At 63.7% G+C, this 1,248-nt stretch carries 1 protein-coding gene; it reads left to right on the top strand.

From position 1 onward, the window contains the following. A partial coding sequence (gene glyA, locus ACR0J7_RS20440; RefSeq protein WP_480901170.1) for a serine hydroxymethyltransferase occupies nucleotides 1-1,248 on the top strand: 1,248 nt, incomplete at both ends.

The following is a 1,248-nucleotide window of genomic DNA, read 5'->3' as shown; positions in this document are numbered from 1 at the left end:
CGGATTTTTCACCCAGTCCTTGTCGGACCGCGATCCTGAGCTTTTTGGCTCGATCCGGTCTGAGCTGGGTCGTCAGCGCGACGAGATCGAGCTGATTGCGTCCGAGAACATCGTCTCTGCCGCCGTGATGGAGGCGCAGGGTTCGGTGATGACCAACAAATATGCCGAAGGTTACCCGGGCCGGCGCTATTACGGAGGCTGCGAGTTTGTTGATATCGCCGAGAATCTGGCCATCGACCGCGCCAAGCAGCTGTTTGGCTGTGGCTTTGCCAATGTGCAGCCGAACTCGGGCAGCCAGGCCAACCAGGGCGTGTTCCAGGCGCTGATCCAGCCCGGCGACACCATTCTGGGCATGAGCCTGGATGCCGGTGGTCACCTGACCCACGGCGCGCGGCCCAACCAGTCGGGCAAGTGGTTCAACGCCGTGCAATACGGCGTGCGCCAGCAGGACAACATGCTGGACTATGATCAGGTCGAGGCGCTGGCGAAAGAGCATAACCCCAAGCTGATCATCGCGGGCGGTTCGGCCATCCCGCGTCAGATCGATTTTGCCCGCATGCGTCAGATCGCCGACATGGTCGGCGCCTATCTGCACGTGGACATGGCGCATTTCGCCGGTCTGGTTGCGGCGGGCGAGCATCCCAGCCCGTTCCCCTACGCGCATGTGGCGACCACCACCACACACAAGACCCTGCGCGGCCCACGTGGGGGTATGATCCTGACCAATGATGAAGATATCGCTAAGAAAGTGAATTCGGCGATCTTCCCCGGCATTCAGGGCGGCCCGCTGATGCATGTGATCGCGGCCAAGGCGGTGGCCTTTGGCGAGGCGCTGCGCCCCGAGTTCAAAAGCTATATCCAGCAGGTCGTGACCAATGCGCAGGCGCTCAGCGATCAGCTGATCAAGGGCGGGCTCGACACCGTGACCCACGGCACCGACACCCATGTGGTGCTGGTCGACCTGCGCCCCAAGGGCGTCAAGGGCAACGCCACCGAAAAGGCCCTGGGCCGGGCGCATATCACCTGCAACAAGAACGGCGTGCCGTTTGACCCGGAAAAGCCGACCATCACGTCGGGCATCCGCCTTGGCAGCCCCGCCGGCACCACCCGCGGCTTTGGCGAGGCCGAGTTCCGCCAGATCGCCGACTGGATCATCGAAGTGGTCGACGGCCTGGCCGCCAACGGCGAAGACGGCAACGCCGAAGTCGAAGCCCGCGTCCGCGCCCAGGTCGCAGACCTCTGCAACCG

Source organism: Ruegeria sp. O4, from assembly GCF_056535125.1.
This window is presented reverse-complemented; position numbering and strand designations above follow the sequence as displayed.